The organism is Streptomyces sp. MJM8645, from assembly GCF_001625365.1.
In the GTDB taxonomy this organism is placed as follows: domain Bacteria; phylum Actinomycetota; class Actinomycetes; order Streptomycetales; family Streptomycetaceae; genus Kitasatospora.
The window spans coordinates 7,165,121-7,191,077 of the sequence record NZ_LJJF01000001.1 but is presented as its reverse complement, the minus strand read 5'-3'; the positions used below and the strand labels follow the sequence as shown (position 1 = coordinate 7,191,077).

Below are 25,957 nucleotides of genomic sequence, written 5' to 3'. Positions count from 1 at the left end.
CCCGCCCCGTGGATCGGGACGGGCCCCGGCTGGTCCGCAGGGGGGTCGACGGGGGCTTGAAGACACGCCCTAGACGCCGACGGACTCCCGGACCGGGGCCGGTTCGGGGGCGGCGGTCTGCAGCTTGCTGCCCTCGACGTCGATGTCCGGTATCAGCCGGTCCAGCCAGCGCGGCAGCCACCAGGCGCGGCGGCCGAGCAGGGCCAGGACGGCCGGGACGATGGCCATCCGGACCACGAAGGCGTCGAAGGCGACGGCCGCGGCGAGGCCCAGGCCCATCATCTTGATCATCGGTTCGCCCATGCCGATGAAGCCCGCGAAGACGGCGATCATGATGAACGCGGCGGCGGTGACCACCCGGGCGTTGTGCCGGAAGCCGGTGACGATGGCCTCGTCGGGCTGCTCGCCGTGGACGAAGCCCTCGCGGATCCGGGTGACCAGGAACACCTCGTAGTCCATGGCGAGGCCGAAGACCACGCCGACCATGAAGATCGGCATCATGCTCATCACCGGGCCGGTCTGTTCGACGCCGATCAGGTTGGCCAGCCAGCCCCACTGGAAGACCGCGACGACCGCGCCGAGCGCGGCGGCCACCGAGAGCAGGAAGCCGAGCGCCGCCTTCAGCGGGACGAGCACCGAGCGGAACACCACCAGCAGCAGGACGACGGCGAGGCCGACGACCACCGCGAGGTAGGGCACCAGCGCGTCGGTGAGCTTCTGCGAGACGTCGATGTTCATCGCCGTCGTGCCGCTGACCAGGACCGTCGCCCCGGTGGTCGTCTTGAGGCCGGCGGCGTGGCCGCGGATCGCCTGGACCAGGTCCTTGGTCTCCGCAGCGCTCGGACCGGTGGACGGGACGGCGTTCAGCAGGGCGGTGTCCCCCGCCTTGTTGAACATCGGCGGGGTGACGGAGACCACGCCGGGCAGCCCGGAGACCGTCTTGGCGACCTCGCTCGCGGCGGCCTTCGGATCGGGCGTGCCCTTGACGTCCACCATGACGGTCAGCGGCCCGTTGAAGCCGGGGCCGAAGCCCTCGGACAGCAGGTCGTAGGCGCGGCGCTGGGTGGTGGAGGTCGGCTTGGACTCGTCCCCGGGCAGGCCGAGCCGCAGGTCGAGCGCCGGGGCGGCGAGCACCCCGAGGCCGATCACGCCGCCGAGCAGCACCGCGAGCGGGCGCCGCAGCACGAACTTGGCCCAGCGGGAGCCGCCGTTCTCCTTCTTCGGCTGGACGGTGCCCTTGCGGGCCTTGCGGGGTAGCACCCGGCGGCCGATGAAGCCGAGCAGCGCGGGGACCAGGGTGAGCGCGACCAGGACGGCGATGACCACCGTGCCGGCCGCGGCCATGCCCATCTTGGCGAGCATCGGGATGCCGACCACCGAGAGCCCGGCCAGGGCGATCACCACGGTGAGTCCGGCGAACACCACGGCGGAGCCGGCGGTGCCGACGGCCCGGCCGGCCGCCTCCTGCGGGGTGTGGCCCTCGGCGAGCTCGGCCCGGAAGCGGGAGACGATGAACACGGCGTAGTCGATGCCGACCGCGAGGCCCAGCATCATCGCGAGCGTGCTGGTAGTGGAGGACAGGCCGAGCGTGCTGCCCAGCCCGGTGATCAGGGCCATGCCGAGGCCGACCCCGATCACGGCGGTGAGCAGCGGCAGGCCCGCGGCCACGAGTGAGCCGAAGGTGATCACCAGGACGACCGCGGACAGCGCCATGCCGATCATCTCGCTGCTGCCGCCGGCCTCGGGCTTGGCCATCAGCGCGTTGCCGCCGACCTCGACCTTGAGCCCGGCGTCCCGCCCGTGCTGGGCGGCCTGTTCGAGGGCGTCGGTGGCGCCCTTGGACAGCTCGCCCGCCTTGGCGGAGTAGCTGACGGTCGCGTACGCGGTGGTGCCGTCCTTGGAGACGGTGTTGGCCTTGAACGGGCTGACCGCGCCGGTGACCTCGTCGGCGTGGGCGAGCTCGGCGACCGTCCGCTCCACCGCCTGCTGGTTGGGCTCGGCGGTGATCTTCTGCCCGGACGGGGCGACGAACACCAGGCGGGCCGAGGCGCCGTCGGCGTGGCCGCCGGGGAAGCGCTCGTTCATCAGGTCGAAGGCCTTCTGCGCCTCCGTACCGGGCATCGCGAAGCCGTCGTCGGGTGCGGCGGGCGCCTTGGCCGCCAGGACTCCGCAGACCGCCAGCACGGCGACCCAGAGCAGGGTCACCAGCCGGCGTCGGACGAAGGCCCAGCGGCCCAGGCGGTACAGGAACGTGGCCACGGAAGAGTGGACTCCTTCGGATCTCGGTCAGCGTGCGCACCGCGGCCGCCCCGACGCCTTTCGGCGCGGACCGCCCGCAGCATGACCCATCCTTGATCGCCGGCCCCTCCTCCGTCGTCGTCCCTGCGCAGGCCGTTTGCGTACTGCGGACGCAGTACGGACTCTCCCCGGACGGCGGAAGCGCATCAGCTGTGGCGGGAGCAGTCGGGCGCACTCCCGGCGGCGGCGACGGAGCGCTGACGGGGGCAGCGGCAGCGCGGCGACGGGGCCGGGCGCCGTCACCCGGGCGGGCGGCGACGACGGGCCGCGGCCCGGCGGCCGAAGTAGCGTGATGTGCCAGGCCCGACCCTTTTCCTATGGTTCGGACCCATCTGACCCGATCGGTGCTGACCCCAGCCCGCCGCCGGAGGTGCCCATGGGCGTTCCAGCCGCCCGCATCGTGTTCGACGAATCCGACCGCGCGGCCGTCGCCGAGGCGGTGATGGAGATGCTCACCACCGGCGCCCTCACCCTGGGCCCGTGGACCGAGCGCTTCGAGCAGGCCTTCGCCGCCGAGCACGGCGCCTCGCACGCCGTCGCGGTGAGCAGCGGCACCGCGGCGCTGGAGGTGATCCTGCGCACGGTCGACGTCCGGGGCCGCGACGTCGTCGTGCCGGCCGTCACCTTCTACGCGACCGCCGGCGCCGTCCTGCACGCCGGCGGGCGCCCGATGATCGCCGACGTCGACCCGGCCACCCTGGCGCTCTCCCCCGAGACGCTGGAGGCGGCCCTCACCCCGGATACCGCAGCCGTCGTACTCGTCCACATCGGCGGACTGATCACCCCGCGGGTCGAGGAGCTGCGCGCGCTCTGCGACCGGCACGGCGTCCCGCTGGTCGAGGACGCCGCACACGCCCACGGCAGCAGCCTCGACAGGCGCAGCGCCGGGACGTTCGGCCTGGCCGGGGCCTTCTCGTTCTACCCGACCAAGGTCACCACCAGCGGCGAGGGCGGCCTGGTCCTCACCGAGTCGCCCGAGCTGCGCGACGAGGCCCGCACCTACCGCGACCAGGGCAAGGGCTCCTTCACCACCAACCACCACGTCCGGCTCGGCCACGCCTGGCGGATGAGCGAGCTCAGCGCGGCCGTCGGCGCCGTGCACCTGCGCCGGCTCAAGGAGTTCATCGAGACCCGCCGGGCCGTCGCCCGCCGCTACGACGAGGCGCTGGCCGGGCTCGACGGCCTGGAGCCGGTGCTCGAACCGCCCGGCTGCCGCGGCAACTACTACAAGTACGTGGCGCTGCTGCCGCCCGGGGTGGAGCGCGCCGCGTTCAAGCGGGCGGTCGCCGAGGACTACGGCGTGCGGCTGTCCGGCGAGGTGTACGACCTGCCGCTGCACCTGCAACCCGTCCTCGCCCCCTACCGGCGCGGGCCGCTGCCGGTCGCCGAGGACGTCTGCGCGCGGCAGGTGTGCCTGCCGGTGCACTCCGACATGACCGGGGACGAGACCGAGCAGGTCATCGAGGCCGTCTCGGCGGTGCACCGGAGACTCGCCGGATAGCCGGGGCGGGGTCGACCCGACCAGGCGGGCGCGCCGAGGCGCTCGACACGGAGTTCGAGAAGGCGCTCGACACGGAGCCCGACAAGGAGAGAGATCGTGCGGATAGCCGTCACCGGGGGATGTGGATTCATCGGGTCACACGTCGTGGACCACCTGCTCGCGGCCGGCCACGACGTCCTCGCGGTGGACACCACCGACAAGTACCTCAACCCCGACGCCGAACACGCCCGGCTCGACATCCTCGACCTCGCGGCCCTCACCTCCGCGCTGGCCGGCAGTGAAGTGGTGTACCACCTCGCCGCGATGGCCGACGTCGAACAGGTCTCCGCCGACCCGGTGCGGGCCGTGCGGACCAACATCGACGGCACCGAGGCCGTCCTGGAGGCCGCCCGGCGCAGCGGGCTGAGCCGCACCGTGCTGGCGAGCACCGTCTGGGTCTACGGCGCCGCCCTCACCGACGATCAACTCGACGGCGGGGAGCAGGAGTTGGACGAACACGTGCCGATCGAGCTGGAACACAGCGGCCACCTCTACGTGGCCACCAAGCTCGCCGCCGAGATGCTGGTGCACAGCTACCGCGAGCTGTACGGGCAGCACTTCACCATCCTGCGCTACGGCATCCCGTACGGGCCCCGGATGCGCGACGAACTGGTCGTCGCCCGGTTCGTCCAGGCCGCGCTCACCGGGCGGCCGATCACCATCGCCGGCGACGGGCGGCAGAGCCGCAACTTCGTCTACGTCGAGGACCTCGCCGACGCCCACGTCCGGGCCCTGTCCCCCGCCGCCGAGGACCAGACCTTCGCCCTGGAGGGCTCCACCGCCGTCTCGGTGCGCGACATCGCCGACACCGTCGACGACCTGCTGGGGCCGGTCTCGATCGAGCACATCGACGGCCGCAAGGCCGACTACACCGGGCGGCGGATCTCCTGCGCCCAGGCCAAGCGCCTGCTCGGCTGGTCTCCGCACACCAACTTCGCGGACGGCGTACGGAGTTACGCCGACTGGTACCGGGCCGCCGCAGCCGCCTCCGCCGCCTCCTGAGCGGGCCGCCCGATGCCGCACGCCCTGCTCGTCTCCGGCTCCCTCGGCCAGGGCCACGACGTGATGGCCCAGGCCTGCGCCGACACCCTGCGGGCCCGCGGCTGGACCACCCACACGGTCGACGCGATGGCCCTGCTCGGGGAGCGCTCCGGCGCCGCCGGGGAGGCCGTGTTCCGGCGGCTGCTCGACCTGCCCGGCGTGTACGACGCCTTCCACTTCTCGGCGTTGCGGCCCGGCGCCCGGCTCGCGCTGCTCGCCGACGCGGCCGCCCGCAGCCGGCTCGTCCCGGCCCTGCGCCAACTGGTCGCGGTGCAGCGGCCGCAGCTGGTGGTCTCCGTGTTCGCCACCGCCACCTCGGCCGTCAACCGGCTGCCGCAACGGGACTTCCGGCACTTCGTGTTCTGCACCGACGTGACACCGCACCGGCTCTGGGTGCAGGAGGGCACCGACCTGTTCCTGGTCACCTCCGAGGTCGCCGCCTGCGCCGTCCGCCGCTACCGGCCGGACGCCGCCGTCACCGTCCTGCCCGCTCCGCTGCGGGAACCGTTCTACCGGCCGCCCGGCCGGGCCGAGGCGCGTGCCGAACTGGGCGTCCCGGCGGGCGGGCGGTGCGTGCTGCTGATGTCCGGCGCCTGGGGGCTCGGACCGCTCGCCCGCACCGCCGCCTCGCTCGCCGCCGCCGGTCCGCACGTGCTCGCCGTCGCCGGGCGCAACCGGGAACTGGAACGGCGGCTGCGGGCCGCCGCCCGCCGGGAGCCGCGTCTGCACCCCTTCGGCTACACCGACCGGATCCCCGCCATGATGGCCGCCGCCGACCTCGTCGTCACCAGCTCCGGCGACACCTGTAGCGAGGCCCGCGCGCTCGGACGGCGACTGCTGCTGCTCGACGTCGTCCAGGGCCACGGTCGCGACAACCTCCAGCACGAGCTGGAACTCGGCCACGCCGACGTCGCCTCCGCCCACCCCGCCGAGGTGGTCCGCAACGCCCTCGCCGCCCTCGCCCGCCCCGGGCCCGCCCCCTCCCCCGGCGCCACCCCGGAGCCCTGGCGCACCGGGTTCACCGCGGCCCTGGCCCAGGTGGGGCTGGCGTAGCCGAGGGCCGGGGCGAGCAACGCGGGAGTCCCGGCCGGGGTGGAGCCATGCACCCGGGCGGGGGCCGGGGCCGGAGTTCGCTACCTGGCGCATACCTGTTCCATACGAGTCCTTTACACTCTCCGAAGCCTCCGGACGGCCCCGGACAGCGGCCTCGCCCGCCGGCAGCGGCGGCCGTCCAGCCCAGGCCGGAGCACCCACCCCGGGGTGCCGCTCTCCCCGGGGACACACTCCTGCTCGAAGGAACCCCCTCGTGACCCCCGACCCGCACCGGCCGCCCGGGCCCCAGGCCGTACCGCCCCGCACCACGGCCAACCGGCTCGTCCGAGCCGCCGCCCTGCTGTTCGTACCGCCGCTCGCCGCGATCTGGCTGTGGCGCTCCCGCCGCCTGCACGTCGCCGCCAAGGTGGCGCTGACCTTCTGCTGCCTGATCGGCTCGCTCTTCTGGTTGGGCGTCATCACGGGGCCGAAGCCGGAGAAGGCGCAGCCGGTCGCCGCCTCGGAGACGACCGCCGCTCCGGCTCCGACCGCTACGGCCACGGCTACGGCTACGACGGCGGCCACCCCGGCCGACGCCGGGTCCCCGACGCCGACCCCGAGCGCGACTCCGACCCCGAGCGCGACTCCCACTCCCGCTCCGAGCGCGACTCCAACTCCGAGCGCCGCGTCGGGTGTCATGCCCGACGTCGCCCAGCACACCGCCGGGGAGGCGCGTGCCCTACTGGTGGCGGCCGGTGTCGCAGCCGACCGGATCCAGGAGCACAGCCGCTACCTGGACCTCGTGCTGCCCGCCGACCACGACGCCTGGGTGGTGTGCGCGAACGTGCTCCAGCCCGGGAGCAAGCTGTACCCGGCGGCCTCTCCCGCGCTCCAGCTGGTGAAGCCGGGGGCTTCGTGCCCGGCGGACCGGTACGCGGCGCTCTACGCGGACGAACGCAACGACCCGTCCAGCCCGAACCACCAGGGCAACGCCGGCGGCAGTTCCACTGGCGGGTCGTCGGGCGGAACGTCAGGCGGAACGTCAGGCGGGGGCTCGGACACGAACTCGGACGGGGCGTCGGGTGGCGGTTCCCAGGGCGGTGCCGGCGGCAGCGCCTACTACAAGAACTGCGACGCGGTGAAGGCCGCCGGCAAGGCCCCCCTGCACCGGGGCGACCCCGGGTACCGGTCCGGCCTGGACCGCGACAACGACGGCGTCGCCTGCGAACGCTAGAAGACGCCGAGCAACGCCACACGGCGAAGCCCCGCCTCGGTCGAGGCGGGGCTTCGCCGTCCGCCCGGCGCTCGGCGGCGGGCGCGATGCCGTCAGCCGCGGGCGGCCCCCGGGACGGCGTGGTCGCGGAGCGGGCCGAGGGTGAGGGAGTGGGCGCGGCAGTGGGCGGCGATCAGCGGGAGGGCGGCGAGGGCGGCCCGCCAGGAGTCGGGGGCGGAGGTGCAGTCGGAGTCGTGCAGGAGGAGGGTCGCGCCGCCGGTGAGGCCGGGGCGGGCGGTCGCGTAGACGGAGGCCCCGGTCGCCTCCGCCGTCCAGTCCCGGCCCCAGGCCGTCCACAGCACCGGGCGCAGGCCCAGCCGCCGGGCGGCCAGGGCCGGGCCCGCCGTCAGCACCCCGTACGGCGGGCGGTACCAGTGCGGGCGCACCCCGCACAGCGCGGTCACCGCCTCGGTCGCGCGGCGCAGTTCGCGCAGGTCACGGGCCGGGGCCGGGTACCACTGCGGCCGGTGGTGCCAGCCGTGGACGGCCACCTCGTGGCCGCGCAGCACCAGCTCCCGGCCGAGGGCGGGGGCGGGGGCGCGCTCCAGCATCGAGCCCAGCAGGAAGAAGGTGGCCCGGACACCGCCCAGCGCGTCCAGCGCATCCAGGATCTCCGGGGTGCTGCGCGGGTCGGGGCCGTCGTCGAAGGTCAGGGCGACGTGGTGCGGGTCGGCACCGAGGCCTGCGGTTCGACGGGCCAGCGTGCGGCGCAGTGCCGGGAGGCGCACCGCCGCCGGGGCCAGGTGCGCGAACTCCGCCGCGGCCGCCGCCGCGAGCACCCGGGTGGCGATGTTCACCGGGCTCACCCGAAGCGGGAGGCCATGCGCCGGAACACGCCCGGCGCCACGCCGTGGATCCGGGCCGGGAAGCCGAGCCAGTGCGGCACGAAGAGCCGGTCGCGACCGGTGGTGATGGTCGCGACCACGGTGTCGGCGACCCGCTCCGCCGGCACGGGCCGTGGCCGCTCCCGCTGGTAGGGCGTGCCGCGCCGGTCGAAGAACGGGGTGTCCACCGGGCCCGGCAGCACCAGGCGCACCCCCACCCCGGTGCCGCGCAGCTCGTACCAGAGGCTCTCCGCGAACATCGCCAGCCCGCCCTTGGTCGCCGCGTACCCCGACTCGTCGCGCACGCCGACCTGGCCGGCCATCGAGCCGAGCAGCACGATCCGGCCCCGGCGGCGCTCCAGCATGCCCGGCAGGAGCAGGCGGACCAGCCGCAGCGGGGCGGCGAAATTGACCTCGATCATCCGGTCCAGGACGTCCGAGGGGGTGTCCGCGAACGGTCCGCGCCACCCCAGGCCCGCACTGGCGACCAGCGCGTCCACCCGGCCGGCCTCCGCGAGGGCCGCCTCCGCGAGCCGGCTCGGGCCGTCCGGTTTGCTCAGGTCCTCGGGCAGGACGCGGCCACCGGTCCGGGCGGCGACCTCGTCCAGGCGGGCGCCGTCCGTACCGGACAGCAGGGTCCGCCAGCCGGCGTCGGCCAGGCGGACGGCCGTGGCCAGGCCGATGCCGGAGGAGGCTCCGGTGACGAGCACGACCGGAGGGTCGGCGGGCCCCGGCCGTCGGGGGCCCGGCTGGGCTTCGTCCGCCATCGCGCACCTGCCGCTCCGTGGGCGTTCAGCCGTCCGATTTGTCCGGCATGTCACCTTCGCACGGCGGCGCCGCCCGGGCTACCGGGGCGGGACGGCCGGCTCGGACTCCGCCTCCGGGCCCGGGCCGGGTTCAGGGTCCCGGTCCGCCGCGCCCGGCCGCGCACCGGCCACCTCTGCGGACTGCCCCTCCAACTCCCCGAACCTGGACAGCAGGAAGGTGCCGCCCACCGCCACCGCGAAGCCCGCCAGCGCGCACCACTCGAACCCCGGACGCGCCGCGTCGCCCAGCGCCGCCACACCCACCAGCGCCGGACCGAAGGTCTCGGCGACCGTCCCGGCGGCGGTCGCGGCCGTGACCGTGCCGCGCTGCAGGGCCAGCGCGTACGCCAGGTAGCCGCCGAGGCCGCCCACCACGAGCGCGTACGCCGCCGGGTCGGTGAGGACGGTGACCAGGCTCGACGCGTCCAGCACCCGCACCGCCAGGCTCGTCACCCCGAAACCCACCCCCGCCAGCAGCCCAAGCCCGGCCGCCGCCACGGTGCCGGCCCGGCGCACCAGGACGAGGGTCAGCAGCAGCATCACGGCCGTCGTCGCGAGCAGCGCCCAGTGGAACAGCGGCGGGGCGTGCTCCCGGCCCTCCCGGCCCGACCCCAGCGCCAGCAGCGTCAGGCCGACCACCACGGCGACGATTCCGACCGCGTCCCCCCGGCGCAGCCGTGCCCCGAGCAGCCGGACGGCGGCGAGCGCCGTCACGGCCAGGCTCGCATTGGTGACGGCCTGCACGAGGAACAGGGGCAGGCTGCGCAGCGCCACGATGCTCAGCGCGAAACCGACGATGTCCAGCACGGTGCCGAGCAGGAACTCCCACGAGCGCGCCAGCGCGGCCAGCAGCCCCGCCCGCACCCGGTCCGCCTGCGGCGCCGACCGCGCCCCACGCGCCTGGAACACCGCCCCGAACCCGAAGCACACGGTCGCGACCAAGGCGGTGGTGAGTCCCAGCAGCATGCCTCTCCCAGCCTCACGGGCAGCATCGATCCACCACCAGTCTGTCCCCGGGGCGGCGAGGCCGCACGGGTGGAGCGGGTGGGGGCGGCGCGGCCGGCGGGGTCAGGGTTTGAGGGCCACGGCCGCGTAGGCGGCGGCTTCGGGGGCGGTGGCCGGCGGGTCGGTGGGGGTGGGACGCCAGTGGGGGGTGGGGACGATCCCGGGGGCGATGAGGCTCCAGCCGTCGAAGAAGCGGGTGAACTCGGGGAGCGTGCGGGCCTGGGCGGCGGTGCCGGCGGATTCGTAGATCCGGACTAGGCCGGCGATCTCGGCCGGGGCGAAATCGGGGGTGACGTGGGTCATCACCAGGGCGCTGCCGGGGGCGAGGGCCGCTTTGAGGTGCTCGACGAGCTCGTGGGCGCCGTGGGTGTCGGGGACGAAGTGCAGGACGGCGTTGAGGGAGAGCGCAACGGGCCGGGTGAGGTCGATGGTGTCGCGCAGGCCGGGCGAGGCGAGGAGCCGGGCGGGGTCGGTGACGTCGGCCTCGACGTAGGCGGTGCGGCCTTCGGGGGTGCCGGTGAGCAGGGCCTGGGCGTGTGAGAGCACGATCGGGTCGTTGTCGGCGTAGACGACGCGGGCACACGGTTCCACGCTCTGGGCGACCTCGTGGAGGTTGGGCGGGGTGGGGATGCCGGTGCCGATGTCGAGGAACTGGTCGATGCCGGCCCGGGCGAGGGCACGGGTGGAGCGGTGGACGAAGGACCGGTTGGCGCGGGCGGCGACGCGCAGCCAGGGTCCGAGGGCGAGGGCGTGCCCGGCGGCCTCGCGGTCGGCGGCGAAGTTGGTGAAGCCGCCGAGGTAGTAGTCGTACATCCGGGCCGAGTGCGGCATGTTGAGCCGCAGGTCGACTCCGTCGTAGAGGCTCATCGCGTTCCCCTTGGCGTCGCGGACACCTGTCGATTGGTGCCCACCGTATCCGGAGGTCAGGCGCGGTCCGCCGCATTCCAACCGTTCGGCTGATCCGATGGGATGACAATCCGTATTCGGGATGCGGCCTGGAGTGACGAGCCGGATGGACTGAGGATGGGCGCAGACAGCCCGACCCTCGAGTGGACCGCCGAGCTGCCGGCGGCCACGGAAAGCAGGCTCGATGACGATCGACAGGGGCGCCCCCGTGCGCGGGTACCGGGGAGGGCCCACGCTGGAGCGCGCCGACGGCCCGGAGTCGGACCGGGAGGCCGGTGGCGACCTCGGCCTGCGGCTGGACCTCACCTACGCGTCGTTCTGCGAGACCCATGAACCCGCCTGGCACGCCCTCGCGTTGACCAGGATAGGCGGCCAGGCGGACGCCGCGCTGGTGGTCGAGGCCGTGAAGGCGGACCTGGCCCGCTGCTGGCCGCAGGTGCTGCGGTTCGAGGAGCCGGCCGCGTACGCCTGGCGGTTGGCGAACCGGCACGTCTCGGACTGGATGTCCGCCGAGGAACCGGTGGCGGTGGAGGCCGTCACCTTCGCCGCGGTGATCGGCGCTTTCAAACAGGTCGCGAACGGGCTGCTGCACAGCGAGGCGGACGAGGTGCGGCTGTACGCGGCGATCCTCGAACTCCCGGACCGGCAGCGGGATGTGATCATCCTGCGGTACCTGCTGGGCCTGCACGTCAAGGTGATCGCGGCCTACCTGGGGCGGCCGGTGGCGACGGTGCACTCCAACCTCCGGCACGCCCGGGAGCGACTGGCGCGCCGGCTCGGGGTGGGCGAACTGCCGGACAGCTCCGGCGAACCGGCCGACCGCGCGGGTGAACTGCCGGACCGCGCGGGTCAGCTGTGACGCCCGGGCCGGAAGCGGACCCGCCCGACGGGGCGGGCGCGAGCGGCGAGGCGGGTACGAGCGGTGGGGCGGGTACGAGCGGTGGGGCGGGCGCGAGCGGTGGGGGGCGTGCGGTGGTTCACGTGCCCCGGCCGGAACGCGCGCACGCCGAGCGCATCGCAGCACTGCGCCAGGCCCGGCTCACGGCCGCGCCGACACACCTGCCGTCGGAGTTCGAGCAGGCCGCCTTCGAACTGGGCCTGGTGGTGGCCCTGGTGCTGGGCGCGCCGGACGCCTCCCGGGGGCTCGACCTCCTGGTGAACGCCCGCCGGATCCAGCCCGAGGGGGCGGAGGTGTTCGCCGCGCTGCTGTACGCGACCGGGCGGGAGGAGGGCGCCGAGTTCTGGTGGCGCTTCGCCGCCGGATCGGGCTGCGGCACGGCGGCGTACTGCCTGCACCTGCACCATCTGAAGCTCGGCGAGAACGACGACGCCGACTACTGGCGGGCCTGGTCGGACCAGCTGGCGGCGGCCGGACGCCCCTCCGGGCCGATGCCGTTGCGGATGACCAGGCCGCTGCTGCCGGACGACGTGCGGCGCGACATCCTGTCCCGGGTCCACCACGGGCTGGCGCCGCAACTGCCGCCGCGGCTGGTCGCGGTCATCGACCGGCTGCCGGTGCAGGGCGACGAGGACGAGGAGGAGGTGCCGAGCCCGTGGGGGCTCACCTCGGGGGCGACCTCGGCGTGTTCGTGGGACGTCCGGTGGGACGGCGAGGACCCGTTGGAGTGAGCCGCCCGCGTCTGCCCGCCCTCCCCCCGTTCAGGTGAGCACCGCCTGCCGGGCGGCGATGTCCGGGTCGCGGCCGCCGCCGGCGGTGACGGTCTCCGCCCCGGGGCCGGTGTGCCGGACGACGTAGTGGTGCGGCGCCATCGCCGTGTCGCGGCCGGGCAGGGCGGCGACCACCGCGTGGTGGGCGACGGCCGGGGTGAGTGCGTGGTCCGCGCTGGTCAGCCTGGCGGTCAGCCTTCCCTCGTCCAGCGCCAGTTCGATGTCCGCCCGCGCGCCGAGGGCGGCCTCCAGCAGGGCGCGGACGGCGGCCAGGTCGACCCAGGAACCGTCGACCAGGTGCCACTCCCCGCTCCGGCCGGGGGTCGGCACGCCGCCGACGCCGGGCAGGGCGTCGAGCGGCACGGGCCCGCGGGCGGCGGCGGCGAGGACGGCGAGCAGCGCCCGCGCGAACCGGTCGGTCTCGTCCGGGTCCAGCACCTGCGGGCAGCTGATCAGGGCGAAGTCGAGGCTGCCGCTGATCCGCAGGATGGTGAACATCAGCCGGACCGGCAGCGGCGGGGCGGGCACCCGGGTCAGTTCGGGGTCGGCGGCCGCGGCGGGTTGGGCGTCGACGACGGCCGCGGGGATGGTCAGGCTCAGGTCGTTGACCACGACATGCCGGGGGAAGCGGCTGCCGCGCAGGTGGGCGCAGTCCTCGATGAGCCGCCAGACCTGTTCGGCGTCCAGGGTGCTGTGCCAGTAGGCGCTCAGCGAGGCCGCCTTGGCCCGGCCGATCAGCTGGTCGAGGTCGGCCGCCCCGGTGTCGAGCCGGATCAGGGCGTCCTGCGCCAGGGTGCCGACGTGGTCGACCAGGGCGGCGCGCTGGCGGTTCGCGGAGAGCGCCGAGAGCGCCAGCTCGGTACGGCCGGACCGGTGCGTGACGAGCGCGGCGAAGGCGGCGAGCAGGACGACGGACGGGCTCGCGCCGGTGCGGCGGCAGACGGCGGCGAGGTCCTCGGCGGCGGTGCGGGAGCGGACCAGGACGGCCGAGTGGTCGCGCGGGGGGCCGGTGATCCGCGCGTCGGCGAACACCACCTGCGGGCCGGTGGCGAGGCTGCGGGCCCAGTACCGCAGGGCGGCGGCCGACTTGCGGCGGCCCTGCGCGCTCCGTTCCGCGTCCGCGATCCGCAGCGGGGTCGGGGCGGTGACCGGCGGGAGGTCCTTGCCGGCGGCGAGGTCCAGCCAGTCCTGGATCAGCAGCACGGTGGCGGCGCCGTCGGCGCCCGCGTGGCAGACCACCGCGACCAGCCGCAGCAGTCGCTCCCCGTCGGCGACGAGGGTGACGCGCAGCCGCGGGGCGGCGGCCAGGTCGAACGGAACGGCGACGTCGGCCCGGCCCAACTCCGCTGCGAACGCGTCCAGTTGGGTGCCGTCGCGATCGCCCGCCTCGATCACGGTGACGGTGAACCGGCCTTCCGGGTGCACCACCTGGCGCTCCGGGAAGCCGTCCGCGCCGGGGCCGGCGGGGAAGGAGGTGCGCAGCGACTCGTGCCGTTCGACGAGCCGGCGCAGGGCGGTCAGCCCGGCCGACACCGAGGTGCCGTCCGGGACGGGCCAGAGCGAATCCTTGTTGATCTGCTCGGGGGCGTCGCGCCCGATGCACCGGATCATGTTGTCCTGGCCGAGCGTGAGCGGTCCCGAATCGACAGCCGAACCGTCGGCCGAACCGTCGGCCGGGGCCGCGTACCGGACCTCGATCCGCCTACTGCTCTGTGTCTCGCCGTACGGGGTCACGTCGTACGCGCCTTTCGGCTCGCCGGGAAGGGTTCAGCGGGGGTGCGATCGGGACGCTACCAGCGACCTCACATGCTGGTCCAGACCAATCGTCCACCAAACCGATGATTCGTCAATTCCTGTGTGAGACAAGCGAGTTGGCATGAACTGAACCATGGCTACGGAAGGGTCAACGTGCTCAGCACGCCGAGCCGGCGGTCCAGGTCGGCGACCAGGACGGGGCGCCCCTGCGCCCGCCAGGCGGGCAGCTGCTCGGCGAGCTCCGCCCAGGCCCCGGTGAACGGCTGGGCGGCCGCACTGTCGGCACCGGTCAGCCCGGGGCCGAGCACGAGCGCCGGGTCGGGCCCCAGCCCGGTAGCCCGATCCCGCACCACCGTGTCCGACAGCCCGGCACCAGGTATCTGATGGATCGTCATATCAGGCCCGGGGGCCTCCTCGCAGACCAGCACCACCACGCCGTGCCGCTCCGGAAGCGACACCGGCGCGGCCGGCTCGTGGTGCAGCGCGGTCTGCTCGGCGAGCACCACGACCGCCCGACGGCAGGATCCGGTGCGGTGGTAGTCGACCGCGAGGCGCAGCGCGGTGAAGGCCGCGGCGACGCCCTGGTCGCAGACCGCGAAGGCGAGCGGCGTGCCCGGACAGGACCGACTGAGCGCCAGCGAGGACGGCGCGCCCGGTCGGACGTCCGGGGTGTCGAAGGCCAGGATCAGCAGGTCGACGGGCTCGTCCTCGGCGAGCGCCTCGCGCAGCAGGTCGGCGGCCAGCTCCTCGTAGGAGTGGCCGACGCCCTCGCGCAGCAGGTCCTCGCGCAGCGGCAGGCCGTAGGGGCGGACGAGGTCGGAGACGAACACCCGCAGGTCCGGGTGGAGCGAGGCCTCCGAGCGCCCGTCGAAGCGCCGCGCGAGCGCCCGGGTGATCCGCAGGCCGTGGTCGGCCACCTGGTCAGTCCTCGGGGATGACGTGTCCGGCGACGTAGTCGGCCAGCTTGGTGACCGAGCGCAGGTCGTCCTCGGTGATCTGCTCGACGTCCACCTGGATGTCGAGCGACTCCTCCAGCTCCAGGATGAGCTCGATGGTGCCGGCCGAGGTGAGGCCGAGATCGTCGAAGAGGCAGGCGTTCTCGGGGATCTCGGGCAGTTCGCGCTTGAGGACGCGGGGCAGCAGTTCGCCGATGCCGGTGCGGATCCGCTCGCGCAGCTCGGGGTCAGTGGTCTGGACCACAGGTTCTGACATGGGTGTCCCGTCCCGTCGTACGTGGGAGAGTGGTCTGGCATGGGAAGGATGGACGAAGCCGACGCTTCGTCAGCAGCGGACCGCCATCGCGGAGAACGTGGCTCCGACACCGGCGGCGGCGATCAGGTAGTGGTCGCCGCGGCGCAGCAGCCCCCGCGTGGTGGCGGTGTGAAGATTGATGAGGCTGTCCGCAGCGAAACTGTGCCCCACCGACAGCACGTTGTCCAGCACCACCTTGTCGAGCGGATAGCCGATCCGGCGCGCTATCATCCGCCACGACGCCTGGTTGACGTTGTGCGGAAGCACCGCGGCCAGGTCGGAGAGGTCCAGACCTGCCTCGTCCAGGGCGGCCTCGATCGCCTCCACCATCACGTTCGGGTACTCGCGCTGGTAGCGGCCCAGGAGGTCCGCGTCCTCGGCCAGCCGGCCGTCGAACTCCGGGCGCTGGCGCACCGCGAAGGAGAGCACCCGGTGGCGCTCGCCGTCGGCGCTCACCAGACAGGCGGCCGCGCCCTCGGCGAAGATACCCGTCTCGGGCACCACCTGGGCGTCCTTGGTGAAGGTCTTCTCGCCCGCCAGGATGAGCGCCAGCGCCCGCGGGTCGGGCTCGGCGGCGAGCAGCCGGCCGGCCAGGTCGATGGCCAGCAGGCCCACCGCGCACGCGTGGTGGGTCACCGTGAAGGCGTTGGCGTGCGCGAGGCCGCGCGGGGCGAGCAGGTCGTGCAGCGGGTTGAGCGGGTAGGGCACCGCCACCGGCATGCTGCGCGCGTGGATCACGAAGCGGACGTCCCGTTCGCGTCCGCGCAGCTCAGGCAGGTTGTCGAGGGCGGAGTCAAGCAGGTCGGGCAGCGTCCCGGACGGGTCCAGACGGAGCTGGTCCAGTCCGTGGAAGCGGCGGAAGAGTCGAAGTTGACGTGGGGTCAGGCCGATCCGCTCACCAACCGCCTCGATGGGCACGGCGTGCGGGGGGAGGTGAACGGCCACTGCCTCCAGTGCTGTCACGCGGGCTAGTATTCCGACGCCCGCCGGGTCGCACAAGTGATCTCGGGCCCCTTCACCGTCGCGTTCGTCTCCGAGGCCGCCGAATCCGCCTCCGGGGCGGGCGCGTTCACCCCCGTGCCGTCGAGCAGGTGGGAGACCCCCTTCGATGTCCGATGCCATTTCTCACACGTCGTCCGACCGTGAACCGCACCACCCCGCCGCGCCGTTGCACCCCGAGCTGGTCGCGCTGCTGGTCGAGGCCGCCGGGGCGCCCCCCGGCTGGGCCGACCGGCTGACCCCGGACGCCCGGCTGGACGGCGACCTGCTGCTCGACGAGGGCGAGCTGGCCGCGCTCGCCGGGCGCCTGCGCGAACGCTTCGGCCCGGCCGCCGACCTGGCCCGGCTGCGCGCCGGGCTGGACCTGGCCGCCCTGGAAGCGCTGACCGTCGCCGACCTGCAGAAACTGATCCCCGAGGAGGGTGCACGATGACCCGGTTCCTGCTGGTGATGCCCCCGTTGACCGGGCACGTCAATCCCGCGGCGGGCATCGCCGCCGAGTTGACCGCGCGCGGACACGACGTCGCCTGGACCGGCACCGAGTCGGTGCTGCGCCCGCTGCTCGGCCCCCAGGCCCAGGTGCTCGGCACCGGCACCCGGGCCTTCCGGGCGCAGGGCGGGCACGGGCTCGCCGCGCTGCGTTCGCTGTGGGAGGGCTTCATCGTCCCGTACGCGCGGTTCACCGCGAAGCCGCTGGACGCGATCGTGCGGGAGTTCCGGCCGGACGTCCTGCTCGTCGACCAGCACACCCCGGCGGGCGCGCTGGCCGCCCACCGGCACGGCCTGCCGTGGGCGAGCTTCGCGCCCGGGGCGATGGAACTGGGCCGGCCGTACCGGGCATTGCCGCAGGTGGAGGCCTGGATGACCGGCCTGCTGCGCGGGTTGTGGGAGCGCGCCCGGCTGCCCGCGCAGGAGTACGTGGACCCGCGCTTCTCCCCCGCCCTGGTGCTGGCGACCACCGGCCCCGCGCTGACCGGTGACGACGCGCCGCCCCCGCACCACGCGCTGGTCGGGCCGGTCCAGTCCGCCCGCCCGGCCGACCCGGACTTCCCGTGGGAGCGGCTGCTGCCCGGGCAGCGGCGGGTGCTGGTCACCATGGGCACGCTGGCCGGCGAGCTGGGCGCGGACTTCCACGCGCGGGCCGCCCGGGCGCTGGAGCTGTGCGGCGACGACGTGCAGCCGGTGTTCGCCGCCCCGCGCGAGCTGCTGCCCGAACTGCCACCGCAGGCCGTCGCGGTGGACCGGGCGCCGGTGCTGGAGCTGATGGCGCGCGGCGCGCTGGACGCGGTGCTGTGCCACGGCGGGATGAACACCGTCGGCGAGGCACTGACGCACGGCCTGCCGTTGGTCACCGCACCGATCCGGCACGACCAGCCGTTCGTCGCGGCGCAGGTGGCGGCGGCCGGGGCGGGGCTGCGGGTGCCGTTCGCCCGGGTGACGCCGGAGCGGCTGGCGCAGGCCCTGCGGGCCGTCCTGGACACGGCGGACTACCGGCGCAGCGCGGTCCGGATCGGCGAGGCGCTGCGCGCGGGCGGCGGGGCGGCCACGGCCGCGGACCGGCTGGAGGGCCTGGCTGCCCGCGCCGGGCGGGACTTCCGGCAGCCGCTACCGGGGGCCCTGTAGCAGACCGGAAGATCAACGTCCATTGGTCTAGGCCATTGTCTCCGGGCCGGGGTTCGCCCTAGGGTGGCGCCCAGCACCGCCTTCGCAGGTGCCGAGCACCGCCTTCCCAGGTGCCGTGGCAGCCCATCCCAGCACGGGAGTTCCGGTTGATCGAGACCACGGGACTGCGCAAGTCCTATCGCAAGAAGACCTCCCGCAAGAGCGGCGAGAACCCCACCGTCGACGCTGTGCGCGGCATCGACCTGTCCGTCGACGCGGGCGAAATCTACGGTTTCCTCGGGCCCAACGGCGCCGGGAAGACCACCACCCTGCGCATGCTGGCCACCCTGATCCGCCCGGACGGCGGTCAGGCCAGCATCGCCGGGGCCGACCTCTTCACCGACCCGGCCGGTGTACGCCGCCGGATCGGCTACGTCGCCCAGGGCGGCGGCACCACCGACACCGTCAGCGCCCGCGAGGAGCTGGTGCTCCAGGCCCGGATGTACGGCGCCGCCAAGGCGCAGGCCGTCCAGGCCGCCGAGGGCGCGCTCAAGGCCTTCGACCTGGCCGAATTCGGCGACCGCCCGTGCGCCACCTACTCCGGCGGCCAGCGCCGCCGGGTGGACATCGCGCTCGGCGTCATCCACGAGCCCCGGGTGCTGTTCCTGGACGAGCCCACGGTCGGGCTGGACCCGGCCAGCCGGGCGTACGTGTGGGAGGAGATCCGCCGGCTGCGCACCGAGGGCATGACCGTCGTCGTCACCACGCACTACCTCGACGAGGCCGACGCCCTGTGCGACCGGGTCGCGATCGTCGACCACGGCCAAGTGGTGGCCGAGGGCACGCCCGAGGTGCTCAAGCGCGAGATCTCCGGCGACGTCGTGCTGCTCGGACTGGAGCCCGGAGAGGGCGTCGCCGAGCGGGCCGCCGAGGTGCTGCGCCCGCAGCCCTACCTGCACCGGCTGGAGTTCAGCGGGGAGGACGGACTGCGGCTCTACCTGGAGGACGGCGCGGCGGCCATCCCGCAGCTGCTGCGCGCACTCGACGGAGCGGGCGTGACCCCCGGCACCGTCCAGCTCCAACGCCCCAGCCTGGACGACGTGTTCCTGGCCCGCACCGGCCGTTCGCTCCAGCAGTCCTGATCCGCCCATTCCTGGGGAGACCATGAAGCTCGCCCGCGACACCTGGCTGGTCTTCCAGCGCCAGGTGCTGCTGATGATCCGCACCCCGATCTGGATCGCCGTCGGGATCATCCAGCCCGTGCTCTACCTGCTGCTGTTCGCCCCGCTGCTGAAGAAGGTGCTCGTCCCCGGCGGTACCAGCAGCTACGCCGACACCTACCAGATGTACGTGCCGGGCCTGCTGGCGGTGCTGTGCATCTTCGGCGGGCTGTTCACCGGCTTCAGCCTGCTCGGCGAGCTGAAGGCCGGCATCATCGAGCGCGCCCGGGTGACGCCGGTGAGCCGGCTGGCGCTGCTGCTCGGGCGGGCGCTGCGGGAGATGGTGGCGCTGCTGGTGCAGGCCGTCCTGATCACCCTGATCGCGCTGCCGTTCGGGCTGCGGGTGAGCCCGCTGAACCTGCTGCTCGCCTACCTGCTGCTCGGGCTGCTGGCGCTGATGACCTCGGCGATCTCCTACGGCATCGCGCTGATGGTGCCGACGGACGCGGCGATGGCACCGGTGGTGAACACCCTCGCACAGCCGATCGCACTGCTCTCGGGGGTGCTGCTGCCGCTCACCCTGGCACCGCACTGGCAGCAGCAGGCCGCCAAGTGGAACCCCTTCTACTGGGCGGTGGAGGGCATGCGCGCACTGTTCTCCGGCCACCTCGGGGACAGTGCGGTGTGGCAGGGCCTGCTGGTCGTCGTGGTGATGACCGTGCTGTCGGTGTACTGGTCGGCCCGGTTGTTCTCCACCCGGGTGCGCTGAGACACGACATGAGAGGAGGGGCCCGGCTCACGAGCCGGGCCCCTCCTGCTGTTGCCGCCAGCGCCGCTCAGGAAGCGATCGCCCAGGAGGCGGTCGCTCAGGAGGCGATGAACGCCGCCAACTTGGCCACACCATCGATGATCTGAGCCTGCGTCAGGGAACTGATCGAGAGCCGCAGCCGGTGTTCCCCGCCGCCCGCCGGGTAGAACGGCGCCATCGGCGTCCACAGCACCCCGTACCCGCGGGCGCAGCGCTCCATCGCCGCGTCGTCGGCGGCGAACGGGACGGTCAGCACCGCGAAGAAGCCGCCCTCGGGCCGGTTCCAGGACACGCCCAGCCGGCGCCGCTCGGAGGCCGGGAAGTGCCGGTCCAGCTCCCGCAGCAGGGTGTCCATGCCGGCCGCGTAGTGGGCCGTGGCGGCGGCGTTGGCGGCACGCAGCCGGCAGTCGTGGCGCAGCAGCATGCCGCCGATGACGGCCTGGCTGAGCGCGGGTGTGTTGACCGTCGTCATGCTCTTCAGCTTGGCCAGTTCGTCCGCCAGCAGGGTGCGCCGCCCGCCGGGGCCGGCCACCTCCTGGTCGGCCACGACGTAGCCGAGGCGGGCGCCGGGGAAGCAGGTCTTGGCGAAGGAGCCCAGGTAGACCACCTGGCGGCGGCGGTCGAGCGCCTTGAGCGTCGGCCGCTCCCCCGGGTCACGGGCGAAGAAGCCGTACGGGTTGTCCTCGATGACGAGCAGGCCCTCCTCGGCGGCCGCCTCCAGCAGCCGGGTGCGGGCCGCGACGGGCATGCTGGTGCCCGAGGGGTTGGCGAAGTCCGGGACGACGTAGAGGGCGCGCGGGCGGCGGCCCTCGGCCCGCACGGCCCGGGCGGCGGCGCGCACGGCCTCCGGGTCGGGGCCGCCGGCCGGGCCCTCGGGGACGGGCAGGGTGGTCAGGTCGAGCAGCCGGGCGGCGCCGGTGACGCCGACGTAGCAGGGCGAGCTGACCAGCAGGACGTCGTCCGGGCCGGCGCACAGGGCGCGCAGGGTGAGCAGCATGCCCTCCTGGGCGCCGACCGTCAGCACCAGGGCCTCGGGGGCCACCGCCAGGCCCTCGTCGTTGGCGAGGGTGCGGGCGACCAGGTCGGCGATGATCCCCTTGGTGGGGCCGTACTGGAACAGCGCGGTGCGCACGGCTTCCCGGTCGAGGCCGCGGGCCGCCAGGTGGGCGAGGTAGGTGTCCAGGTAGGCGGGGACGTCCTCGGGTTCGAAGAAGCCCTCGTAGGGGCGGCCGGGGGCGAAGGAGACGGCGTCGGGGTAGCGGGTGGTGACCTCGTTGAGGAAGGTCATCGCGTCCAGCAGCGGGTCGGCCAGGCTGGCGTGCAGGTCGGCCAGGGGCAGGGGCTCGGGCGCGCTCACCGCAGGGCCTCGCGCAGCCGCTCGGCGGCGTAGCGCTGGGCGTCGGCGGCCGCGTCCAGGGTGCCGGTCATGGCGAAGAAGCCGTGCGGCATGCCGTCGTAGCGGCGGCTCTCCACCGGGACGCCGGCCGCGCGCAGCGCCTCGGCGTACTGCTCGCCCTCGTCGCGCAGCGGGTCGTACTCGGCGGTGATGACGGTCGCGGGCGGCAGTCCGGCCAGACCGGGGGCGCGCAGCGGGGAGGCGTGCGGGTGGGCGCCGTCGGCGGGGTCGGCCAGGTAGTGGCCCCAGTACCAGTCCACCGAGCGGCGGTTGAAGAGCATCGGGTCGTCGTGCTCGCGCAGCGAGGGGGTGTCGGCGGCGTGGTCGGTGTTGGGGTAGACGAGCAGCTGGTGGCGCAGGGCCGGGCCGTTCTCGTCGCGGGCGATCAGGGTGAGGGCGGCGGTGAGGTTGCCGCCGGCGCTGTCGCCGCCGACGGCGAGCCGGCCCGGGTCGACGCCGAGTTCGCCGGCGTGTGCGGCGAGCCAGTACAGCGCGGCGCGGCAGTCCTGGACGGCCGCGGGGAAGGGGTGTTCGGGGGCGAGCCGGTAGCCGACGGAGGCGGTGACGCAGCCGGCCGCGTTGGTCAGCCGGCGGCAGATCGCGTCGCTGGTGTCGGGCGAGCCGAGGGCCCACCCGCCGCCGAACAGATAGAGCAGGGCCGGCAGTTGACGGCCGGGCGACTCGGGACGGTAGAGCCGTAGGGCGAGTTCGCCGCCCGGTCCGGGGATGCGGCGCTCCTCGACGGCGGCGACCGGCTCGGGGCTCCCGGCCGCGGCGCGGATGTCGGCGAGGTCGGCGGCGCGGGCCTCGGCCAGGGTGAGGGTGTAGAGCGGCGGCGCACCGCTGCTCGCGCGCCGGGCGCGCAGCGCCTCGGCCTGGGGGTGCAGGGGCATGGGGTGGTCCCGTTCGGTACAGATTCGGCACAGATCCGGTGCGGGGGCGTCGGCGGGCGGACTCAGGGCCTGAGGAGCTGAGGGCCTCAGGACCCGAGGGCCTGACGAGCCTAGGGGTCTACGGGCCTAGCGGTCGGCTTCGACGTAGACGGTCTCGTCGGTGCGGAACGCGGTGTCGAGGTCGGCGACGTCGGGGCGGGCACCCTGGCGGTAGGCGCAGTGGCGGATCCGCTCCGGTTCGAAGCCGGCGAGGGCGAGGACGTGGCGCAGCTCGTCCAGGTCGTAGATCCACTGGTGCCCGTAGTAACGGAAGATCTGGTTGACCAGGAAGGCCGGGCGGGCGGGCATCGGCGGGCCGAAGCCGAGGGTGGTGAGGCGGCGGCGGTGCTTGGCGAGGAAGCCGTCCCCGTTGGCGTAGCCGGCCAGGTAGCGGGCGAGGTCCGGGGTGGTGAGGCGCAGCACGCCGCCGGGGCGCAGGACGCGGCGGGCCTCGCGCAGCCAGCCGACCGCGACCGGCATGGTGACGTGCTCGATCAGGTGCTCGGCGTAGACCCAGTCGACGCTGGCGTCGGCGAAGGGCAGCGGCCGGCCGATGTCGAGCTGGGTGAACCAGCGGTCGCCGTCGATCCGGTAGAGGGTGCCGGGTTCGGTGGCGGCGCCGGGGCTGCGCAGGGCGGTGAGGTCGGTGCCGAGTCCTTCCGGGTGGGCGGTCCGGAAGGCGGCGAACTCGATTCCAGTGAGGCCGAGTTCGCGGAATCCGGCGTGGTCGCGGGGCAGCCCGCCGGGGTGCGCTTCGAGCGTGTCGCAGGTGGCGACCTGCTCGCTGAAGGCGTCCAGGCGGGTGGCGAGGCCGTCGGGGTCGTCCCAGTCCCAGCCGGGGAAGGGGTCGTTGCGTTCGGTCTCGGGGGTCGGTTCGGTCATCTGCTGTTCTCCATCCAGTAAGGACAACGTGGTGCGGGCCGTGCGCGGTTCAGCGGGCCGGGCAGGGCCAGGGGGCGAGGGCCGTGCGGTCCAGGTCGGCGAGCCGGGGGCGGCCCAACAGGGCCATGGTGTGCTCCAGTTCCTCGCGCAGCAGGTCGAGGACGCGGTGCACGCCGGCCTCCCCCTCGGTGGCGAGGCCCCAGAACACCGGACGGCCGACCAGGACGGCGCGGGCGCCGAGGGCGAGCGCGACGGCGATGTCGGCGCCGGTGCGCACCCCGCCGTCGAGCAGCACCGGCAGGTCGGCGGGTACCGCGTCGACGACCTCGGGCAGTGCGGCCAGGGAGGGCAGTGCGCCGTCGAGTTGCCGCCCGCCGTGGTTGGAGACCACGACGGCGTCGGCGCCGTGCTCGGCGGCGAGCCGGGCGTCCTCGGCGGTCAGGATGCCCTTGAGGACCAGCGGCAGCCGGGTGCGGGCGCGCAACCAGGCGAGGTCGGCCCAGGTCAGGGTGGGGTCGAACTGTTCGCGGGCGTGCTCGGCGATGCCCGAACCGCCGTGCGTCGCGCGGTGGCTGGCGGACATCAGGTCCTGGTCCAGGTTGACGGCGCGGACGGCGGGCGGGATCGCGAAGCCGTTGCGCAGGTCGCGCAGGCGGCGGCCGATCCTGGGGGCGTCCACGGTCAGGACGAGCGCGGAGTAGCCGGCCGCCTCGGCGCGTTCGACCAGGGCGGCGAGCGCGGCGCGTTCGCGCAGCCAGTACAGCTGGAGCCAGAGCGGGCCGGTGGCGGCGGCCGCGATCTCCTCCAGGGTGCGGCTGGCGAACATGCCGGCGACCAGCAGGGCCCCGGCGCGGCCGGCGGCGCGCGCGGTGGCGGTCTCGCCCTCCGGGTCGACCAGCCGGTGGTAGGCCATCGGGGCGATGCCGACCGGCAGGCCGAGCGGCGCGCCGAGCAGTGTGCGCCCGGGCGAGCAGTCGGAGACGTCGACCATCGTGCGCGGGCGCAGTGCATAGCGCGCGAACATTTCCCGGTTCGCCGCCACGGTGCGTTCCGTGCCGCTGCCACCCTCGATGAAGTCCCATATTTCCGGGGAAAGTTGCGCGCGCGCGGCGTGCTCCATCCCGGCCAGCGTGAGTTCTCCCACGGGCGTCCTCGATTCCGGGCGGCCACGCGTGGACCAGCCCCGGTTCGGCAGCGTAGGAGCAACAACCACATTGGTATAGACCTTGATTTGACCAAACGTCTGTGCAATCGTCTGGCAACGGAATTGACCGTTTTGGTTGTGAACGGCGTTCATGTCAAATCCCCTCACTTGTGTGGAGCGGTGTTGACCGGCATTTCCCCCTCTTCACTTCCGCCTTCCTCACCGCCGCACGCCGACGCCCCGGACGCCTGGGTCGACCGGCTGTTGCTGGCCGGCCCCGGAGGCGAGGAGTGCCTGCATCTCGGCGGACCACTCGACCGGGACGCCCTGCGCGCCCTGGTCGACGAACAGGCCGCGCACCTCGCCGCGGCCGGACTCGGCCCCGGCGGCACCGCCGCGCTACGGCTGCCGCCCTCGGTGGCGTTCGTCACGGTGCTGCTGGCGTGCTGGCGGCTCGGCGCCCAAGTGGCGCTGCTCGACCACCGCTTGACGGACCACGAGGTCGACGCGGCGGTGGCGCGGCTGGCTCCGCAGGTCCTGGTAGGCTCCGCCCACCGGCCCGCGGCGGCCCTGCGCGGCTTCTCCGAGGTCGAGCCGGTGGCCGTCCGGCTGCCGGACGGGCTCCCGGCCCGCACCGGGCACGCACTGATCCAGCTCAGCTCCGGATCCACCGGCCCGGCCAAGGTCATCGCCCGCACGGCCTCCGACCTGCTCCGCGAACTCGACTGCTACCACAGGCTGGTGGAGTTCCCCGGCGAGGGCGAGCGGGTCGTCCTGCTGTCCTCCGTGGTGCACGTGCTCGGCCTGGTCGGCGGACTGCTCAACAGTCTGCACGCGCGGGTCGCGCTCACCGTGCCCGAGCGGATGACGGCGGCGGGCATCCTCGCCGCGGTCGCCGCCGGCGACCGGCCGACCACCGTCATCGGGGTACCCTTCCACGCCGAACTGCTGGCCGGCACCGTCAACCCCCCGGCGCTGCCGGGGCTGCGGCGGATGATCGTGGCCGGCGAACTGGTCCGCCCGGGCCTGCCCGCGCTGTTCACCGACCGCTACGGCGTCCCGCTCGGCACCATGTACGGGATGACCGAGACCGGGGTCATCGCCACCGACCTGTCCGGCACGCTCCACCCGGCCAAGCAGCCCGTCCACGGGATGCGGCTGCGGCTGGTCACGGGCGAGCTGCGGATCGGCACGGAGGCCTCGCCCTACCCGGGGCTGGACGACCCGACCCGCTGGTCGGACGGCTGGCTGCACACCCGCGACGCGGCCGAACTCGACCCGGCCACCGGCCTGGTCACCGTCCTCGGCCGCCTGGACTCACAGGTCTCGATCGGCGGCCTCAAGGTCGACCTCACCGAGATCGAGCAGACCCTCACCGCGCTGCCCGAGGTCCGCGAGGCCGTCGTGGTCTTCGAGGACGGCGCGATCGAGGCCTACCTCGCCACCGAACCCGACGCCGACCTCGCCCTCGTCCAGGACGGGCTGGCCCGCCGGCTCGCCGCCTACAAGCGGCCGCGACGGCTCGCCCTGCTGCCCCGACTCCCCCGTACCGCCACCGGAAAACTCCTGCGCGACCCGGCCGCCCTGCGCAGCACCGCCACGGCCGCCGCGCTCTGATCCACCGCACGCACCCCG

24 protein-coding genes are annotated in these 25,957 nt (G+C 74.3%); 11 read left to right on the top strand and 13 right to left on the bottom strand.

The window, feature by feature from the left end; genetic code table 11:
* Positions 1–69 precede the first annotated feature (69 nt).
* Positions 70–2,259: an MMPL family transporter gene (locus tag A6F73_RS30290; protein WP_063350683.1), complete on the bottom strand. Its 2,190-nt coding sequence runs from the start codon at positions 2,257–2,259 to the stop codon at positions 70–72.
* 415 nt (positions 2,260–2,674) lie between these two features.
* Here A6F73_RS30290 and A6F73_RS30285 point away from each other — a divergent pair, with 415 nt between their 5' ends.
* The 4 genes from A6F73_RS30285 (at position 2,675) to A6F73_RS43540 (ending at position 7,145) form a co-directional block, all read left to right on the top strand.
* The gene (locus A6F73_RS30285) at positions 2,675–3,799 is read left to right on the top strand and encodes a DegT/DnrJ/EryC1/StrS family aminotransferase (RefSeq protein ID WP_063350682.1); all 1,125 of its coding nucleotides are present in this window, start codon (positions 2,675–2,677) and stop codon (positions 3,797–3,799) included.
* A gap of 96 nt (positions 3,800–3,895) precedes the next feature.
* The gene (locus A6F73_RS30280; RefSeq protein WP_063350681.1) at positions 3,896–4,840 is read left to right on the top strand and encodes an NAD-dependent epimerase/dehydratase family protein; all 945 of its coding nucleotides are present in this window, start codon (positions 3,896–3,898) and stop codon (positions 4,838–4,840) included.
* Between the two features lie 12 nt (positions 4,841–4,852).
* The gene (locus tag A6F73_RS30275) at positions 4,853–5,932 is read left to right on the top strand and encodes a glycosyl hydrolase (protein WP_063350680.1); all 1,080 of its coding nucleotides are present in this window, start codon (positions 4,853–4,855) and stop codon (positions 5,930–5,932) included.
* Positions 5,933–6,185: 253 nt separating this feature from the next.
* A complete protein-coding gene (locus A6F73_RS43540) occupies positions 6,186–7,145 on the top strand; it encodes an excalibur calcium-binding domain-containing protein (RefSeq protein WP_063350679.1) in 960 nt (319 codons plus the stop codon).
* Between the two features lie 92 nt (positions 7,146–7,237).
* Here A6F73_RS43540 and A6F73_RS30265 read toward each other — a convergent pair whose 3' ends face one another.
* From A6F73_RS30265 to A6F73_RS30250, 4 genes are all read right to left on the bottom strand, one after another.
* Positions 7,238–7,981: a polysaccharide deacetylase family protein gene (locus A6F73_RS30265; RefSeq protein WP_347878558.1), complete on the bottom strand. Its 744-nt coding sequence runs from the start codon at positions 7,979–7,981 to the stop codon at positions 7,238–7,240.
* 5 nt (positions 7,982–7,986) lie between these two features.
* Entirely contained in the window at positions 7,987–8,718 is a 732-nt protein-coding gene (locus tag A6F73_RS30260; RefSeq protein ID WP_244293554.1) for an SDR family NAD(P)-dependent oxidoreductase, read from the bottom strand.
* A 135-nt stretch (positions 8,719–8,853) separates the two neighbouring features.
* Positions 8,854–9,780, bottom strand: coding sequence for a hypothetical protein (locus A6F73_RS30255; protein WP_063350677.1), 927 nt, complete (start codon positions 9,778–9,780; stop codon positions 8,854–8,856).
* Between the two features lie 102 nt (positions 9,781–9,882).
* The gene (locus A6F73_RS30250; RefSeq protein ID WP_063350676.1) at positions 9,883–10,686 is read right to left on the bottom strand and encodes an SAM-dependent methyltransferase; all 804 of its coding nucleotides are present in this window, start codon (positions 10,684–10,686) and stop codon (positions 9,883–9,885) included.
* Between the two features lie 223 nt (positions 10,687–10,909).
* On the opposite strand from A6F73_RS30250, the gene A6F73_RS30245 reads away from it, so the two are divergent.
* Entirely contained in the window at positions 10,910–11,584 is a 675-nt protein-coding gene (locus tag A6F73_RS30245) for a sigma-70 family RNA polymerase sigma factor (protein WP_063350675.1), read from the top strand.
* A gap of 122 nt (positions 11,585–11,706) precedes the next feature.
* A complete protein-coding gene (locus A6F73_RS30240; RefSeq protein ID WP_063350674.1) occupies positions 11,707–12,354 on the top strand; it encodes a hypothetical protein in 648 nt (215 codons plus the stop codon).
* Between the two features lie 30 nt (positions 12,355–12,384).
* Here the strand turns inward: A6F73_RS30240 and A6F73_RS30235 are convergent, their stop codons facing one another.
* The 4 genes from A6F73_RS30235 to A6F73_RS30220 form a co-directional block, all read right to left on the bottom strand.
* Positions 12,385–14,127, bottom strand: coding sequence for a condensation domain-containing protein (locus A6F73_RS30235; protein WP_063350673.1), 1,743 nt, complete (start codon positions 14,125–14,127; stop codon positions 12,385–12,387).
* 158 nt (positions 14,128–14,285) lie between these two features.
* The gene (locus tag A6F73_RS30230) at positions 14,286–15,065 is read right to left on the bottom strand and encodes a hypothetical protein (protein WP_063350672.1); all 780 of its coding nucleotides are present in this window, start codon (positions 15,063–15,065) and stop codon (positions 14,286–14,288) included.
* A gap of 4 nt (positions 15,066–15,069) precedes the next feature.
* Positions 15,070–15,360, bottom strand: coding sequence for a phosphopantetheine-binding protein (locus A6F73_RS30225; protein WP_079136143.1), 291 nt, complete (start codon positions 15,358–15,360; stop codon positions 15,070–15,072).
* Positions 15,361–15,429: 69 nt separating this feature from the next.
* On the bottom strand, positions 15,430–16,362 hold the full coding sequence (locus A6F73_RS30220) for a 3-oxoacyl-[acyl-carrier-protein] synthase III C-terminal domain-containing protein (RefSeq protein WP_063350671.1): 933 nt from the start codon (positions 16,360–16,362) through the stop codon (positions 15,430–15,432).
* A 145-nt stretch (positions 16,363–16,507) separates the two neighbouring features.
* On the opposite strand from A6F73_RS30220, the gene A6F73_RS30215 reads away from it, so the two are divergent.
* The 4 genes from A6F73_RS30215 to A6F73_RS30200 all read left to right on the top strand — a co-directional run bounded on the left by A6F73_RS30215 (position 16,508) and on the right by A6F73_RS30200 (position 19,929).
* Positions 16,508–16,831 carry a hypothetical protein gene (locus tag A6F73_RS30215; protein WP_159398581.1) on the top strand — a complete coding sequence of 108 codons (324 nt, stop codon included), beginning with the start codon at positions 16,508–16,510 and terminating at the stop codon, positions 16,829–16,831.
* Positions 16,828–18,021: a glycosyltransferase gene (locus A6F73_RS30210; RefSeq protein ID WP_063350669.1), complete on the top strand. Its 1,194-nt coding sequence runs from the start codon at positions 16,828–16,830 to the stop codon at positions 18,019–18,021. The genes A6F73_RS30215 and A6F73_RS30210 overlap by 4 nt, the downstream gene beginning before the upstream one ends.
* Before the next feature lie 146 nt (positions 18,022–18,167).
* Complete coding sequence (locus A6F73_RS30205) at positions 18,168–19,142, top strand: ATP-binding cassette domain-containing protein (protein WP_063350668.1); 975 nt, start codon at positions 18,168–18,170, stop codon at positions 19,140–19,142.
* Between the two features lie 22 nt (positions 19,143–19,164).
* Positions 19,165–19,929: an ABC transporter permease gene (locus A6F73_RS30200; protein WP_063350667.1), complete on the top strand. Its 765-nt coding sequence runs from the start codon at positions 19,165–19,167 to the stop codon at positions 19,927–19,929.
* 97 nt (positions 19,930–20,026) lie between these two features.
* On the opposite strand, the gene A6F73_RS30195 is transcribed toward A6F73_RS30200, so the two are convergent.
* The 4 genes from A6F73_RS30195 to A6F73_RS30180 all read right to left on the bottom strand — a co-directional run bounded on the left by A6F73_RS30195 (position 20,027) and on the right by A6F73_RS30180 (position 24,322).
* Positions 20,027–21,325, bottom strand: a complete 1,299-nt coding sequence (locus tag A6F73_RS30195; protein ID WP_063350666.1) for a PLP-dependent aminotransferase family protein — start codon at positions 21,323–21,325, stop codon at positions 20,027–20,029.
* Positions 21,322–22,257 (bottom strand): alpha/beta hydrolase, encoded by a 936-nt coding sequence (locus A6F73_RS30190; RefSeq protein WP_063350665.1) that lies wholly within the window; start codon positions 22,255–22,257, stop codon positions 21,322–21,324. The genes A6F73_RS30195 and A6F73_RS30190 overlap by 4 nt, the downstream gene beginning before the upstream one ends.
* A gap of 126 nt (positions 22,258–22,383) precedes the next feature.
* On the bottom strand, positions 22,384–23,178 hold the full coding sequence (locus tag A6F73_RS30185; protein ID WP_063350664.1) for a class I SAM-dependent methyltransferase: 795 nt from the start codon (positions 23,176–23,178) through the stop codon (positions 22,384–22,386).
* A 49-nt stretch (positions 23,179–23,227) separates the two neighbouring features.
* Positions 23,228–24,322 carry an alpha-hydroxy acid oxidase gene (locus A6F73_RS30180; RefSeq protein WP_244293553.1) on the bottom strand — a complete coding sequence of 365 codons (1,095 nt, stop codon included), beginning with the start codon at positions 24,320–24,322 and terminating at the stop codon, positions 23,228–23,230.
* Positions 24,323–24,502: 180 nt separating this feature from the next.
* On the opposite strand from A6F73_RS30180, the gene A6F73_RS30175 reads away from it, so the two are divergent.
* On the top strand, positions 24,503–25,939 hold the full coding sequence (locus tag A6F73_RS30175; RefSeq protein WP_208869131.1) for an AMP-binding protein: 1,437 nt from the start codon (positions 24,503–24,505) through the stop codon (positions 25,937–25,939).
* The last annotated feature ends 18 nt before the right edge of the window (positions 25,940–25,957 follow it).

Excerpts from the sequence above, each read along its gene's own strand:
- A6F73_RS30200 (WP_063350667.1), top strand. The coding sequence starts at position 19,165 with ATGAAGCTCGCCCGCGACACCTGGCTGGTCTTCCAGCGCCAGGTGCTG.
- A6F73_RS30190 (WP_063350665.1), bottom strand. The coding sequence starts at position 22,257 with ATGCCCCTGCACCCCCAGGCCGAGGCGCTGCGCGCCCGGCGCGCGAGC.
- A6F73_RS30210 (WP_063350669.1), top strand. The coding sequence starts at position 16,828 with ATGACCCGGTTCCTGCTGGTGATGCCCCCGTTGACCGGGCACGTCAAT.
- A6F73_RS30250 (WP_063350676.1), bottom strand. The coding sequence starts at position 10,686 with ATGAGCCTCTACGACGGAGTCGACCTGCGGCTCAACATGCCGCACTCG.
- A6F73_RS30245 (WP_063350675.1), top strand. The coding sequence starts at position 10,910 with ATGACGATCGACAGGGGCGCCCCCGTGCGCGGGTACCGGGGAGGGCCC.
- A6F73_RS30285 (WP_063350682.1), top strand. The coding sequence starts at position 2,675 with ATGGGCGTTCCAGCCGCCCGCATCGTGTTCGACGAATCCGACCGCGCG.
- A6F73_RS30185 (WP_063350664.1), bottom strand. The coding sequence starts at position 23,178 with ATGACCGAACCGACCCCCGAGACCGAACGCAACGACCCCTTCCCCGGC.
- A6F73_RS30275 (WP_063350680.1), top strand. The coding sequence starts at position 4,853 with ATGCCGCACGCCCTGCTCGTCTCCGGCTCCCTCGGCCAGGGCCACGAC.
- A6F73_RS30215 (WP_159398581.1), top strand. The coding sequence starts at position 16,508 with ATGTCCGATGCCATTTCTCACACGTCGTCCGACCGTGAACCGCACCAC.
- A6F73_RS30225 (WP_079136143.1), bottom strand. The coding sequence starts at position 15,360 with ATGTCAGAACCTGTGGTCCAGACCACTGACCCCGAGCTGCGCGAGCGG.
- A6F73_RS30255 (WP_063350677.1), bottom strand. The coding sequence starts at position 9,780 with ATGCTGCTGGGACTCACCACCGCCTTGGTCGCGACCGTGTGCTTCGGG.